Source organism: Curtobacterium sp. MCLR17_042 (assembly GCF_003234695.1).
Classification (GTDB): domain Bacteria; phylum Actinomycetota; class Actinomycetes; order Actinomycetales; family Microbacteriaceae; genus Curtobacterium; species Curtobacterium flaccumfaciens.
In genome coordinates this window covers 230,063-243,121 of the sequence record NZ_QKTD01000002.1, presented here as the reverse complement: position 1 = coordinate 243,121, position 13,059 = coordinate 230,063, and the positions used below count along the sequence as shown (strand labels likewise).

The window sequence follows — 13,059 nt, the reverse complement described above, 5'->3', positions numbered from 1 at the left end:
ACCGCTGTCCGGAACGGCCGGACCAGCGGGAGAGTGCACGGATCCCCGTGTGTTCGATTCCAGGAGGAAGACAAGTCATGGCACCGAAGAAGAAGGTCACGGGCCTGATCAAGCTGCAGATCAACGCGGGAGCCGCCAACCCGGCCCCCCCGATCGGTCCGGCGCTCGGTCAGCACGGCGTCAACATCATGGAGTTCTGCAAGGCGTACAACGCGGCGACCGAGTCGCAGCGTGGCAACGTCGTGCCGGTCGAGATCACCGTCTACGAGGACCGTTCGTTCACGTTCGTCCTGAAGACCCCGCCGGCCGCCGAGCTCATCAAGAAGGCTGCTGGTGTGCAGAAGGGGTCCTCGACCCCGCACACGGTCAAGGTCGCGAAGATCTCGATGGACCAGGTCCGTCAGATCGCCGAGACCAAGCAGGCCGACCTGAACGCCAACGACATCGAGCAGGCCGCGAAGATCATCGCCGGCACCGCACGCTCGATGGGCATCACGGTCGAGGCCTAAGCACCGATCGGGCTCCGGCCCACCACCAGACACCTTTCCGTGGGAGAGCCTCGCCGGCTCGCCAACCACGTATCTCGCAAGGAGACCACCATGGCGAAGAAGTCCAAGGCCTACCAGGCCGCGGCCGCGAAGATCGAGGCCGACAAGTTCTACACCCCGACCGAGGCCGTCGCCCTGGCCAAGGAGACCGGTTCCTCGAAGACCGACTCCACGGTCGAGGTCGCGCTGAAGCTCGGCGTGGACCCCCGCAAGGCCGACCAGATGGTCCGCGGCACGGTCATCCTGCCGCACGGCACGGGCAAGACCGCCCGCGTCATCGTCTTCGCGACGGGTGCGGCTGCTGAGGCCGCCATCGCCGCCGGTGCCGACGAGGTCGGTGGCGACGAGCTCATCGCGAAGGTCGCCGAGGGCTACACCTCGTTCGACTCCGCCGTCTCGACCCCGGAGCTCATGGGCAAGGTCGGTCGTCTCGGTAAGGTGCTCGGCCCGCGTGGCCTCATGCCGAACCCGAAGACCGGCACCGTGACCCCGAACGTGGCGCAGGCCGTCAACGACATCAAGGGCGGCAAGATCGAGTTCCGCGTCGACAAGCACGCCAACGTGCACTTCGTCGTCGGCAAGGCCTCGTTCACGCCGGAGCAGCTCGACGAGAACATCTCGACCGCGCTCGAGGAGATCAACCGCCTCAAGCCGTCGTCCTCGAAGGGCCGTTACGTCATGAAGGGCGCCGTCTCGACGACCTTCGGCCCCGGCATCCCGCTGGACGTCAACAGCATCTGAGTCCACTGACTCGTGAAAGGACCCGCACCGGCGACGGTGCGGGTCCTTTCCGCATGTGGGGCGCGTGTCCCGATAGCGTGGAGCCGTGCGCACCCTCGTGAACTCGCTCCGACTGATCGCCGTCATCGCCATCGTCGTCGCGGTCGTGGCGCAGTGGCTCGAGAGCTCGCAGACCCCGACCTACTCGTTCTGGAACTTCTTCGGCTACTTCACCATCCAGTCGAACCTGATCATCGCCGTGGCCCTCGCGGTGACGCTCGTCGCCGCAGCCCGTCGCAAGCGGGCGGACCTCGCCGTCTCGGTGCTCCGTGGCGCCGCGACGGTGTACATCGCAACGACCGGCATCGTCTACAACACGCTGCTCACGGGCGCGAACGTGTCGGCCTCGGTGCCGTGGTCGAACGACATCGTGCACAAGATCATCCCGGTGTACGCGGTGCTCGACTGGCTGCTGTTCTCGGACCGCGCACGGCTGCTGCTCCGCCACGTGTGGTGGTTCCTGCTCTACCCGGCGGTCTGGACCACCGTGGTGCTCGTCCGCGGCGCGACCGACGGGTGGGTGCCGTACCCGTTCCTCGATCCGGCGCAGGGCTACGGCGTCGTCGCGATCTACGTGGTCGGGATCGCGGTCTCGATCACGCTGCTCGGCATCCTCGTCGTCGGGATGAGTCGGCTGCGGCTGGTGAAGGTCTAGGAGCGGAAGCCGCGGAGCTTGTCGAGCACCAGGTCGGCGAGCTGCACCAGCCCGCGGATCTGGTCGTCGTCGCGGTCGACCCAGCGGCACTCGGGTTCGTCGGCGACCGGCACGAACCCGTCGTGGCGTTCCCAGACGAACAGGGTGCGGTCGGCACCGAGCACGTACTGCTGCCACCAGATCTGCCGCAGGTAGTGCCGGGGGATGCTCCGCCACGCCTTGCCGGTGGTCTTGATCTCGGCGAGCACCACGCGGGACGACTCGTCGACCCCGACACCGTCCGGGGTGGCGAGGTGGGCGCGGTTCGCAGCGGCGTGGAACAGGTGCGCCGAGGGCTGGATGCCGTGGGTGGCGGCCACCCAGGCGGCGATGACCGGTTCGCGGTCCTTGCCGTGCTCGGTGAACGCGTTGCCGGAGAACCGGGAGCCGTAGCGCTTCTCGGTGACGACGGCCTCGACGGCGTGCAGTGAGGCGAGCCGGGCGACGTCGGTGGCGGTGATGCCCATGGCGCGGGCGCGGAGCCAGGCGACGCGGTCCGAGGAGTGCGCGACGATGCGCTCGGTGTGGCCGCGCAGGGCGGTGAACGCATCACGCGCAGCCGGGACCGGCGTACCGGGGGCGGGATGCGCCTCCAGACCGGGGTCCAGGTCGCCCCACAGGGTGGGCTGCACGATCGTCACCCGACGATTGTCCCCCCGACCACCGGCAAGACCGAAACCGACGCGCTCACGCGACCGCGGGTGTGCGTCAGGAGACCAGTTCGCGCCCCTCGGCGAAGGCGACCAGCTCGTCGACCCCGGCGGGGGAGAGGGCGTAGCCGATGGCGAGGGCCGCAGCCCCCTGCAGCGCGGCGAGGGACCCGGCGCGGGACTGCACGATGACGAGGTGCTCACTCGCCAGGGGCATCGAGCGGGAGTAGACGACCTCGCGGACGCCGGCGAGCAGGTGCTCACCGGCCTGCGTGATCGATCCGCCGAGTGCGATGACGGACGGGTTGATGAGCGAGATGCAGGTCGCCAGGACCTCGCCGATGTCCCGACCGGCCTGTCGCACGGCGTAGATCGCGTCGAGGTCGGACCGGTTCACCAGGTCGATCACGTCCGCACCCGTGTGCACGTCGTGCCCCTTCGCGCGGAGGGCGCGGGCGATCGCCGGACCGGAGGCCACGGCCTCCAGGCAGCCGGTGTTGCCGCAGTGGCAGGGGACGTCGCCGGCGCGGGAGACCCGCACGTGGCCGATGTCCCCCGCGGTGCCCTGGGCGCCGCGCTGCAGCCGGCCCTCGGAGACGATGCCGGACCCGATGCCGGTGGCGACCTTCACGAACAGCAGGTGGTCGACGTCCGGCCAGCCGTGCTCGCGCTCCCCGAGGGCCGCGATGTTGACGTCGTTGTCGAGCAGGACGTGGGCGGCGATGTGCTGACGGAGCCACGAGGGCACGTCGAAGCCGTCCCAGCCGGGCATGATCGGCGGGTTGGCCGGGCGGCCGGTGGAGAACTCGACCGGTCCGGGGACGCCGATGCCGATCGCGATGACGTCCTGCCGACTGCGCCCGACCTCGGCGAGCAGGTCGTCGATCGTCTCGACGAGCCAGGACAGCGTCGGTACCGGACCGGCGGCGATGTCGATCCGGGCCTCGCGGGTGGCGAGTGGTGCCGCGACCAGGTCGGTGACGGCGACGCGACCGTGCGAGGCGCCGAGGTCGGCGGCGATCACGAGCCGGGCGCGGGGCTTCAGCGCCACCTGTGCTGGCGGACGGCCGCCGGTGGAGACGGCGGTGTCCACGGCGCCGACCAGCCCGATGTCGATCAGGGAGTCGAGGCGCACGCCGATGGTGGAGCGTGCGAGTCCTGTCAGTGCGGCGAGCTCGGCCCTGGTGCGCGGCACGCCGTCGCGGAGGATCTGGAAGAGCTCGCTCGTCCCGACCGGAGGCGACGCTGCCGTCCGGTTCAAGTCGACCATGTGGGGAGTGAAGCACACATCGTTCGCGCCACGCAATGAAGTCCGTCGACATTCCTCGGACTTCTGCTTGACCGCCGACAAAAGTGCTCGTAGTGTGACGATCGGTCAGTGACGACCGCACCATCTCGACGAGGAGAACCCCTGGTGACCCAACCGCTCTCGGTCCAGCTCTACACGGTCCGCGATGCCCTCAGTGCCGATCTGCCCGGCACCCTGCAGCGCATCGCCGACATCGGCTACACGAACGTCGAGGCCTTCGGCTTCGTCGACAACGCCGACGAACTCGCCGCCGCCCTCCGCGACGCCGGCCTCGCCGCCCCGAGCGGCCACGCCCGTCTGCTGGACGCCGGCGAGCAGGACCTCGAGCGCATCTTCCACGCCTCCACCACCCTCGGCTTCGGGACCCTCATCGACCCGCACATCGACGAGTCCCGCTGGACCACCCGCGAGGACGTCGAGGCGATCGCCCGCGAACTCAGCGCCCTCGCCCCGCGCGCCGCCGACCACGGTCTGGTGCTCGGCTACCACAACCACGCGTTCGAATTCTCGAACCGCATCGACGGCGTCAGCGCCTACGAGGTCTTCGCCGACGCCCTGTCCGACGACGTCGTGCTCGAGCTCGACACCTACTGGGTGCAGGTCGGCGGGGACGACCCGGTCGCGGTCATCGGCAAGTACGGCGACAAGGTCCAGTTCCTGCACGTCAAGGACGGCGACGGCTCGCACGACGACAAGCAGCAGGTCGCCGTCGGCAACGGCATCATGCCGATCCGCGACATCATCGCCGCGGCGCCCGACGCACTGCACGTCGTCGAGCTCGACGACCACGAGGGTGACGTCTTCCAGGCCGTCGCCGACTCCTACACGTTCCTCGAGGGGGCCCGCGCATGACCGACACCACGACCGCTGCTGCAACGGCGACCGACAGCACCACCCGCACCGGCCCGGTCGGCGTCGGTGTCATCGGCGCCGGGGTCATCTCGGACCAGTACCTGTCGAACCTCACCGTCTTCCCCGACGTGACCGTCCGCTTCATCGCCGACATCGACCTGCGGCGCGCCGCCGCCCAGGCCGAGAAGTGGGGTGTCCCCGGATCGGGCACCGTCGAGGAGCTCCTGGCCGACGACGACATCGAGATCGTCGTGAACCTGACGATCCCGGCCGCCCACGTCGAGGTCGCGCTGCAGGCCCTGGCCGCCGGCAAGCACGTCTGGGGCGAGAAGCCCTACGCCCTCGACCGTGCCAGCGCCGCGGAGCTCCGCGACGCCGCGGCCGCCGCGGGCAAGACCGTCAGCGTCGCCCCGGACACGTTCCTCGGCGCCGGCCTGCAGACCGCGCTCCGCACCATCCGCGACGGCCGCATCGGCACGCCGCTGAACGGCCTGACGCTCTTCCAGAGCCCCGGGCCCGAGTCGTGGCACCCGAGCCCCGAGTTCCTCTTCGCGTACGGTGCCGGTCCGCTGTTCGACATCGGCCCGTACTACATCACCACCCTCGTCCAGACGTTCGGACCGGTGAAGAAGGTCACGGCCACCGCGTCGAAGTCCCGCGCCACCCGCACCATCGGTTCCGGACCGAAGGCCGGCACCGAGTTCCCGGTGGACGTCCCGACGAACCACTCCGCGCTGATCGAGTTCGAGAACGGCGGGAGTGCGCAGAGTGTGTTCTCGTTCGAGTCCGACCGCGGCCGCACCGGCTTCGTCGAGATCGCGGGGGAGACCGGCACCGTCGTGTTCCCCGACCCGAACAACTTCGACGGCGACACCGAGCTGTACGCCCTCGGTTCCGAGGAGCCCGAGACGATCCCCGCGGTCGGCTCCACCTACTCGCGTGGCACCGGCGTGGTCGACCTGGCCCGCTCGCTGCGGGCCGGCGACGAGAACCGCGTCCCCGGTGCGCTCGCCTTCCACGTCCTCGACGTGATGGTCTCCATCGCCGAGGCGGCAGAACGTGGCGAGGCGGTGCTCGTCGAGAGCACCGTGTCGCCCTCCCCGACCCTCCCCGAGGGCTGGGACCCCGCGGAACGCACCCTGGCCTGACCGCCGGGGCGCTGCCCGCAACCCACAGCAGCACCCGACCAGCACCATCCGCAGCACCAGCTCCACCTCTGCACCATCCCCTGCACCATCTCAACGACGAGAAAGTAGAGAGTCATGCGCACTGCCATCCGCGCACTGGCCATCACCGCGGCCGCCGCACTCACCGTGTCCGGCCTCGCAGCCTGCTCCTCCGGATCGTCCGGCGACTCCGGCGACTCCAAGACGCTCACCTACTGGGCGTCCAACCAGGGCACGTCCCTCCAGAACGACAAGGAGGTGCTGACCCCCGTCCTCAAGAAGTTCACCAAGGAGACCGGGATCAAGGTCGACCTCCAGGTCATCGGCTGGAACGACCTGCAGAACAAGATCCAGACCGCCGTCACCTCGGGCCAGGGCCCGGACGTCGTCAACATCGGCAACACCTGGGCGACCTCGCTCCAGGCCACCGGCGCCTTCCAGGAGTTCGGTGACGCCGAGATGAAGGCGATCGGCGGCGAGGACAAGTTCGGCAAGGTCGCCCTGTCCACCGGTGGCGCGCCCGACAAGACGGTCACGAGCGTCCCGCTCTACGGCCTCGCCTACGGCCTGTACTACAACAAGAAGATGCTGTCGGACGCCGGCATCACCCCGCCCACCACGTGGGAGGAGATGGTCTCCGACGCCGAGAAGCTGACCAAGGGTGACACCTACGGCTTCAGCCTCGCGGGCGGTTCGTACACCGAGAACTCGCACTTCGCGTTCATCAACTCGGCGCAGAACGGTGGCGAGTGGTTCGACAAGGACGGCAAGCCGACCTTCACCTCGAAGGCCAACGTCGACGGCATCAAGCGCTACCTCGACCTGATGCAGGACTCGAAGGTCGCCAACCCGTCGAACGCGCAGTACGACAACGCGACGCAGTCGACCACGGACTTCGCGAAGAAGAAGGCCGCGTTCATCCTCAACCAGAACAACGCGAACGCGACCATCGAATCGCTCGGCATGAAGTCGTCCGAGTACGGCGTCGTGGCGCTGCCCGCCCCGAGCGGTGGCGAGCAGATCGCCTCGTTCCCGGCCGGCATCAACCTGTCGGTGTTCAAGAACACGAAGAACAAGGACGGCGCGCTCAAGTTCGTCAAGTACATGACGAGCATGGACACGCAGACGACGCTGGACAAGCCGTACTCGGCCCTGCCGGTGCTCGCCGAGGCTGCTGACTCCGTCACGGACGAGCAGACGAAGACGTTCCTCGACATCTACAACAACAAGGCGAAGCCGCTCCCGCTGGTGCCCGCCGAGGACCAGTTCGAGTCCACGGTCGGCAAGGCGATGAACGACATGTTCGCCAAGATCGCGACCGGTTCCAAGGTCTCCGAGGCCGACATCAAGTCGGCCCTGCAGACCGCCCAGGACCAGGTGTCCCAGGCCGCCGGTTGATCCACCCTGGAGGCCCGGGTCGCGTCCGACGGACGCGCCCGGGCCTTCAGCCCCTGACGTTCCAGGGCCGACCACACGTCGGCCGTGAGGCGGACGCCCCGGAGCCGACCACGCGTCGGCCGTGAGGCGCACGCCCCACGCACCCCGCGCCTCCCGGCCGCTGCCACGGCCGCGCGGACCGCACCTGCACGCCCCTCCTGCCGAAAGGCCCCACCAGATGTCCACGACGGTCCTGCCCGACTCGGAGCGCATCGACCTGACGCACACGAAGGCCCCGACGATGTCGGGCCGTCCGCCAGGTCGCAAGCGCAAGACCCACTGGCTGCCCTACGCGCTCGTCGCGCCGGCCATCCTGTTCGAGCTGCTCATCCACATCGTCCCGATGCTCACCGGCATCTGGATCTCGTTCATCCAGCTCACCAAGTACTTCATCGCGAACTGGGGTGCCGCGCCCTTCGCCGGGTTCCGGAACTACCAGGTCGTCGTCGACTTCGACCAGGCGATCGGCCGCGGAGTCCTCAATTCGTTCCTCATCACGTGTGCCTTCACGGTCCTCGTGGTCGGGCTCTCCTGGACCTTCGGCATGGCCGCAGCCGTCGCGCTGCAGAAGCCGTTCGCCGGACGCGGGCTCTTCCGCACCCTGTTCCTCGTGCCCTACGCGCTGCCGATGTACGCCGGCGTCATCACCTGGAAGTTCATGTTCCAGCGTGACTCGGGGGCCCTGAACCACCTGCTCGTCGACCAACTCGGGCTGTTCGGCGGCAACGCCCCGTTCTGGCTCATCGGCAACAACGCCTTCGTGGCCGTCGTCGTCGTGGCGATCTGGAAGACCTGGCCGTTCGCGTTCCTGATGCTCATGGCCGGCCTGCAGTCCGTCCCGAACGACGTGTACGAGGCTGCCTCGGTCGACGGTGCCAAGCCGTTCCGCCAGTGGCGCTCGATCACGCTGCCGATGGTCCGCCCCGTCAACGTGACGCTCGTGCTCGTGATGTTCCTGTGGACGTTCAACGACTTCAACACGCCGTTCGTGCTGTTCGGCTCGACCGCGCAGCCACCCGCCGCGGACCTGCTGAGCTTCCACATCTACAACGCGTCGTTCATCACCTGGAACTTCGGTTCCGGTGCCGCGATGAGCGTCCTGCTCCTGCTCTTCCTGCTCGTCGTCACCGGCATCTACCTCGCCGTGACCAACCGGAGGTCCGTCCGTGCGTGAGACAACTGGCGCCAAGTCCTTCAAGATCATCACCCTGGTCGTCCTGACACTGTTCACGGTCGTGCCGCTCTACGTGATGATCACCACGGCCATCAAGCCCCTCGGCGACGTGCAGGACAACTTCACGTGGATCCCGTCGCGGATCACCTTCCAGCCGTTCATCGACATGTGGTCGACGGTGCCGCTCGGTCGGTACTTCATCAACTCGCTCGTGGTCTGCACGGTGGCGACGGTGTTCTCGCTGATCATCGCGACGTTCGCCGCCTACGGTGTCTCGCGCTGGAACTTCAAGGGCAAGAGCACCTTCACCACCGCGGTGCTCTCGACGCAGATGTTCCCCGGCGTGCTGTTCCTGCTGCCGCTGTTCCTGATCTTCACGAACCTCGGCAACACCCTGGGCATCCAGCTCGTCGGGTCGTGGCTCGGTCTGATCATCACGTACCTGACGTTCACGCTCCCGTTCTCGATCTGGATGCTCGCCGGGTACTTCGAGACCATCCCGCGCGAACTCGACGAGGCCGCGATGGTCGACGGTTCGGGCCCGATGGGTGCGCTGTTCCGGGTCATCCTGCCGTCGGCCCGTCCGGGTCTGGTGGCGGTCGGGATCTACTCGTTCATGACGGCCTGGGGTGAGGTCCTCTTCGCCTCGGTGATGACGAACGGCCTCGGTTCGACCCTGGCGGTCGGTCTGCAGCAGTACTCGACGCAGACGAACGTGTACTGGAACCAGGTCATGGCGGCGTCGCTCGTCGTGTCGATCCCGGTCGTGGCCGCGTTCCTCGTGGTCCAGCGCCAGTTCGTCGCCGGCCTGACCGCCGGTGCCGTGAAGTAGGCGGAGCCCTTCCGCACGACACCGGTGTTCACGCTCGACGCCCCCGCATGACGCGGTGCGCAGCGTGGACACCGGTGTTCTGCTGTTCCCCACCGACCCCGACGACCCGACCACCCGACGACCGACAGGATGGGACCATGAGCGACGAGACCCGCGGGCGGCAGCTGCTGCCCGGACAGACCAGCCGCGTGCACGTGTACGACATCGAGTCCCGCACCTCGCGGCTCGTGTTCGAGTCGGCCACGGTGCTCGTCGAGGCGCCGAACGTCCTGGACGCCGAGACCCTGGTGCTCAACGGCGACGGCGACCTCTGGCTGCTGCGGCTGCCGTCGGGCGACAGCGGCACCGGCACCGTACTCGACGAGACGGCGCTCGTGCCGGTGCCGATGGACGGCGTCGACGAGATCAACAACGACCACGTGCTCGACCCGTCCGGCAGCTCCATCGTGGTGAGCGCCCGCGACGGCGAGCTGTACCGCGTTCCGCTGCCCGAGGGCGGCCCCGCGACCCGGATCACCGACGTCGCGTCCGCCCTGCCCACCAAGCGGAAGTTCTACCTGCACGGCATCGCCCCCGACGGCAGCGCCCTCGCCGCGATCGTGGGGGAGCTGTCCGAGGACGGCGTCTGGACGACCGACGTCGCGATGGTCGACCCGGAGACCGGTGAGCCGACGTTCGTCACGCGGGACGAGCACCCCGACGACGGCTGCACCATCAGTCCGGCCGGCGGGATCCTGCTCTGGAACACGGAGCGGTTCACCCCCGGCACCGCGCAGCTGGCCGTGCGCTGGCCCGGGCACGACAGCCCCGTCCGCCTGACGAACGACGACCGGGTGAACTGGTTCCCGCACCTGTCCCCGGATGCCGCACACCTGCTCTACCTGTCCTACGAACCTGGCGTGCAGGGCCACCCGGCCGACCACCGCGTCGAGCTCCGGCTGCTGCCGGGGTCGCTCGTCCGCGGCGCTAGGATCGCGGTCCAGCCGGAGACCCTGGTGGCACTCGACGGCGGCCAGGGGACGGTCAACGTGCCGCCGTGGGCCCCGGACTCGACGTGGTTCGCGTACTGCGACTACCCGGTGGCGGGGTAGCGGCAGCGGCGGCGGGTCGGCGGCGTCTTCACGCGCTGAGCGACAGTCCACGCGCTCCTGCGGGCGTGGACTGTCGCTCAGCGCGAAACGCGGGCGGACGCCCGGCGCCTCCCCGCGCACCCGCCCGCCCCGCTAGACCTCGCGCACCTGCCCCTGCTTGATGTGCAGGCGCCGCTCGGCACGCTTCGCGACCCACGAGTCGTGCGTGACGATGACGACGGTCAGCCCGCGCTCCCGCCACTGCTTCTCGATGAGCGCCATGATCTCGTCGCGGGTCGACTCGTCGAGCGCACCCGTCGGCTCGTCGGCGAGCAGCACGCTCGGGTTCTTCACCAGCGCCCGGGCGATCGCCACGCGCTGCTGCTGACCGCCGGACAGCTCGGCCGGCAGGTGCTCCATCCGCTCACCCAGACCGACCTCGCGGAGCGCGGCGACCGCACGGTCGCGGACCTCGCTCCGCGACCGGTTCGCGAGCGACCCCGCGAACGCCGTCTCGACGTTCTCGAGCGCCGTCAGCGTCGGGATCAGGTTGAAGCTCTGGAACACGAAGCCGATCTCGGTCGCCCGCAGGTCGGTCAGCGCGCCGTCGCCGAGCTTCGCCACGTCGCGGTCGCCACCGAGGTGGATCGACCCGGCACTCGGCCGGTCGAGCGCTCCGAGCATCTGCAGCAGGGTCGACTTCCCGCCGCCGGTCGGCCCCTGCACGGCCACGAGCTGCCCCTGTGGGATCGTCAGGTGGACGTTCGTCAGGGCGGTGACGGTCCGGTTCTTCTGCTGGTAGGTCTTGCTGACGTTCGTCAGCCGGTACATCGGACTGGAGGCACGGCTCGCCTCCGCCTCGCCGGTCGCGGTGTCGGTGCTGGTCACGGTTGCTCCTGTCGTCGGTTCGGTCGTGTCGGTGCGGCCGGGCATCAGGCCACGCTCCGGAGCGCCTCGGCCGGACGGAGCCGGCTCGCACGCCAGCCGCCGAGCGCGCCCGCGATGAGGCCGCCGAGGATCGCGAGGCCGATCGCCAGCAGGATGATCTCGACGGTCACCGGGGCGTGCAGGACGACGTCGGTCGTCGACGCGGTGCTCGCGCCGCCGCCGAAGCCACCGGCCGGTGCACCGCCCGTCGTGCCGCTGCCCGCGGCCGCGGTCGCTGCGCCGCCGGGCATGCCACCACCGCCACGGGCGCCCCCGCCGGTCGTGCTCGAGGCGCTCGCCGAGATCGTCGGACTGATGACGTTCACGACGAGGATGCCGATCAGGCCGGCCGCGGCGCCGAGCACGCCGCCGATCAGGCCCTGCACCAGGGACTCGCCGGCCACCTGTCGGGTGATGCGGCCGTTCGACCAGCCGATCGCCTTGAGGGTCCCGAACTCGCGGGTGCGACGGGTCACGCCGGAGATCGTGAAGAGGATCGCGATGAGGAACGCCGCGGCGAGCACCACGATCGACAGCCACTTGCCGAGGTTCGAGACCAGGCTCGATGCGGTGCTGAGCGACCCGGACACGCTCGAGGCCAGGTCGGCCTCGGTGGAGACGGTGGCGCTCGTCAGCTTCGCCTGCAGTGCGGACTTGATCGTGCTGACGTCGGACGAGGACTCGGCCGACACGTAGATGGAGGTGACCTTGCCGTCGAGGTCCGCCAGCGCCTGCGCGGTGTCGAGCGGGATGTAGGTGTTCGAGCCCGTGGTCGAGGCCGAGCCGGTGGAACTCACGATGCCGATGACGGTGAAGTCGGTGCCGCCGATGTCGACCGTGTCGCCGACCGCCTTGGACTCGCTCTTCGCGTACGACGCATCGAGCACGACGACGTCCTTGCCCGCGTCCTTCGCGGCGAAGGTGCGCCCCTTCGTGAGCTCGGTGCTCGTGAGCGGACCGACGGTCGCGCCGGACACCGGGATGCCGGTCACCGTGAACGAGTCGACGCTGAACGACCCACCGCCGAACCCGCCGCCACCGCCGGTGTCCCCGCTCGGCGGGCCCTGCTGGGTGGTGCTGTCGCTGCTGGAGTCGCTGCTGCTGTCCGTGCTGCTGTCGTCGGTCGACTGCTGCTGGACCTGGCCGGAGAACGTGCTGTTCTCGAGGGTCAACACACCGGTCGCGGCCTTCACACCGTCGGTGCTCGTGATCGTGGACAGGTTCGCGGCGTTCAGGGTGCTCGTGCCGCGGGCGACCGCGAGCCGCGACTGCGACAGGTCGGTCGAGCCGCTGTCGTCGTCGCTGTCGCCCTGGCTGCCGAAGTCGAAGCTCGGACGCCCGCCGTTCGTCGACGCCGTCGCGGTCTTGGTGACGGTGATGTCGGTGCCGACGCCGTAGACGGACTGCAGGACGCTCGACTGCGCTGCCTGCACGCCACCCGAGATCGACGACACGATCACCACGAGGGCGATGGCCAGGGCCATCCCGATCGCGATGATGACCGTCTGCTTCTTGCGGTTCGTGAGCTCGCGCCTGAGGTAGGTCAGGAACATGGTTCTCCTCGGTGGTGGCCGGCTGGGGTCACCGGCCGCGCAGAGCACGCGGCGGGGCCGACGGAGG

General features: G+C 69.2%; 13 protein-coding genes. 9 read left to right on the top strand and 4 right to left on the bottom strand.

The genetic code is table 11. The features are described 5' to 3' along the window. The first annotated feature begins 77 nt into the window (after nt 1-77). From rplK to DEJ02_RS03325, 3 genes are all read left to right on the top strand, one after another. Nucleotides 78-509 (top strand): 50S ribosomal protein L11, encoded by a 432-nt coding sequence (gene rplK / locus DEJ02_RS03335; RefSeq protein WP_017888638.1) that lies wholly within the window; start codon nt 78-80, stop codon nt 507-509. A gap of 90 nt (nt 510-599) precedes the next feature. Then, the gene (rplA, locus tag DEJ02_RS03330; RefSeq protein ID WP_017888639.1) at nt 600-1,289 is read left to right on the top strand and encodes a 50S ribosomal protein L1; all 690 of its coding nucleotides are present in this window, start codon (nt 600-602) and stop codon (nt 1,287-1,289) included. Between the two features lie 85 nt (nt 1,290-1,374). Then, complete coding sequence (locus DEJ02_RS03325) at nt 1,375-1,983, top strand: Pr6Pr family membrane protein (protein WP_071406320.1); 609 nt, start codon at nt 1,375-1,377, stop codon at nt 1,981-1,983. Here DEJ02_RS03325 and DEJ02_RS03320 read toward each other — a convergent pair. Next, a complete protein-coding gene (locus DEJ02_RS03320; RefSeq protein WP_111031990.1) occupies nt 1,980-2,663 on the bottom strand; it encodes a YqaJ viral recombinase family protein in 684 nt (227 codons plus the stop codon). The two genes, DEJ02_RS03325 and DEJ02_RS03320, sit on opposite strands and share 4 nt — an antisense overlap. A gap of 67 nt (nt 2,664-2,730) precedes the next feature. Continuing rightward, on the bottom strand, nt 2,731-3,942 hold the full coding sequence (locus DEJ02_RS03315) for an ROK family transcriptional regulator (RefSeq protein WP_110863395.1): 1,212 nt from the start codon (nt 3,940-3,942) through the stop codon (nt 2,731-2,733). Between the two features lie 144 nt (nt 3,943-4,086). On the opposite strand from DEJ02_RS03315, the gene DEJ02_RS03310 reads away from it, so the two are divergent. From DEJ02_RS03310 to DEJ02_RS03285, 6 genes are all read left to right on the top strand, one after another. Beyond that, nucleotides 4,087-4,833 (top strand): sugar phosphate isomerase/epimerase, encoded by a 747-nt coding sequence (locus tag DEJ02_RS03310; protein WP_071406322.1) that lies wholly within the window; start codon nt 4,087-4,089, stop codon nt 4,831-4,833. Then, on the top strand, nt 4,830-5,981 hold the full coding sequence (locus DEJ02_RS03305) for a Gfo/Idh/MocA family protein (protein WP_111031989.1): 1,152 nt from the start codon (nt 4,830-4,832) through the stop codon (nt 5,979-5,981). The genes DEJ02_RS03310 and DEJ02_RS03305 overlap by 4 nt, the downstream gene beginning before the upstream one ends. A 114-nt stretch (nt 5,982-6,095) precedes the next feature. Then, a complete protein-coding gene (locus DEJ02_RS03300) occupies nt 6,096-7,397 on the top strand; it encodes a sugar ABC transporter substrate-binding protein (protein WP_111022252.1) in 1,302 nt (433 codons plus the stop codon). 217 nt (nt 7,398-7,614) lie between these two features. After that, a complete protein-coding gene (locus tag DEJ02_RS03295) occupies nt 7,615-8,610 on the top strand; it encodes a carbohydrate ABC transporter permease (RefSeq protein ID WP_017888646.1) in 996 nt (331 codons plus the stop codon). After that, a complete protein-coding gene (locus tag DEJ02_RS03290) occupies nt 8,603-9,442 on the top strand; it encodes a carbohydrate ABC transporter permease (RefSeq protein WP_017888647.1) in 840 nt (279 codons plus the stop codon). Before DEJ02_RS03295 ends, DEJ02_RS03290 begins: the two co-directional genes overlap by 8 nt. Before the next feature lie 137 nt (nt 9,443-9,579). After that, nucleotides 9,580-10,533, top strand: coding sequence for a biopolymer transporter Tol (locus tag DEJ02_RS03285; RefSeq protein WP_111031988.1), 954 nt, complete (start codon nt 9,580-9,582; stop codon nt 10,531-10,533). A gap of 132 nt (nt 10,534-10,665) precedes the next feature. Here the strand turns inward: DEJ02_RS03285 and DEJ02_RS03280 are convergent, their stop codons facing one another. Then, on the bottom strand, nt 10,666-11,343 hold the full coding sequence (locus DEJ02_RS03280; RefSeq protein WP_111032115.1) for an ABC transporter ATP-binding protein: 678 nt from the start codon (nt 11,341-11,343) through the stop codon (nt 10,666-10,668). Nucleotides 11,344-11,444: 101 nt separating this feature from the next. Further along, complete coding sequence (locus tag DEJ02_RS03275; RefSeq protein WP_111031987.1) at nt 11,445-12,992, bottom strand: ABC transporter permease; 1,548 nt, start codon at nt 12,990-12,992, stop codon at nt 11,445-11,447. Nucleotides 12,993-13,059: the final 67 nt, after the last annotated feature.

What these genes read in the sequence shown, in the direction of transcription:
- DEJ02_RS03295 (WP_017888646.1), top strand. Translation starts at nt 7,615, where the DNA reads ATGTCCACGACGGTCCTGCCCGACTCGGAGCGCATCGACCTGACGCAC.
- rplA (WP_017888639.1), top strand. Translation starts at nt 600, where the DNA reads ATGGCGAAGAAGTCCAAGGCCTACCAGGCCGCGGCCGCGAAGATCGAG.
- DEJ02_RS03305 (WP_111031989.1), top strand. Translation starts at nt 4,830, where the DNA reads ATGACCGACACCACGACCGCTGCTGCAACGGCGACCGACAGCACCACC.
- DEJ02_RS03315 (WP_110863395.1), bottom strand. Translation starts at nt 3,942, where the DNA reads ATGGTCGACTTGAACCGGACGGCAGCGTCGCCTCCGGTCGGGACGAGC.
- DEJ02_RS03300 (WP_111022252.1), top strand. Translation starts at nt 6,096, where the DNA reads ATGCGCACTGCCATCCGCGCACTGGCCATCACCGCGGCCGCCGCACTC.
- rplK (WP_017888638.1), top strand. Translation starts at nt 78, where the DNA reads ATGGCACCGAAGAAGAAGGTCACGGGCCTGATCAAGCTGCAGATCAAC.
- DEJ02_RS03280 (WP_111032115.1), bottom strand. Translation starts at nt 11,343, where the DNA reads ATGTACCGGCTGACGAACGTCAGCAAGACCTACCAGCAGAAGAACCGG.
- DEJ02_RS03285 (WP_111031988.1), top strand. Translation starts at nt 9,580, where the DNA reads ATGAGCGACGAGACCCGCGGGCGGCAGCTGCTGCCCGGACAGACCAGC.
- DEJ02_RS03275 (WP_111031987.1), bottom strand. Translation starts at nt 12,992, where the DNA reads ATGTTCCTGACCTACCTCAGGCGCGAGCTCACGAACCGCAAGAAGCAG.